This is a genomic window from Streptomyces sp. PT12, assembly GCF_003311645.1.
In the GTDB taxonomy this organism is placed as follows: domain Bacteria; phylum Actinomycetota; class Actinomycetes; order Streptomycetales; family Streptomycetaceae; genus Streptomyces.
Genome location: NZ_QEST01000275.1, coordinates 1 through 309 on the forward strand (window position 1 = coordinate 1; position 309 = coordinate 309).

Genomic DNA, 309 nt, shown 5'->3' on the forward strand with positions numbered 1-309 from the left:
GTGCGGGGGTGTCCTCGTTCGGGATCTCCGGCACCAACGCCCACCTCATCCTCGAACAGGCGCCCCCCGAGCCCGAGTCGGCAGCCACCGACGTCCCCGGGGACGCTGGCCCGACCCCCTGGGTGATCAGCGGCGCCACCCCGGACGCCGTAAGGGAACAGGCGCGGCGGCTGCGGGAGTTCGTGGCCGAACGCCCCGAACTGCGCCCCGTTGACGTGGGGTTCTCGCTGGCGACCACGCGGGCGGCGTTGGACCATCGCGCGGTGGTGATCGCCGGGAACGCGGACGAACGCCTCGCCGCCCTCGACG

General features: G+C 74.1%; 1 protein-coding gene. It reads left to right on the plus strand.

Annotated features, from left to right (window positions below; all coding sequences use genetic code 11):
• Positions 1–309: ketoacyl-synthetase C-terminal extension domain-containing protein (locus DEH69_RS29165; protein ID WP_147255907.1), on the plus strand; the 309-nt coding region annotated here is incomplete at both ends.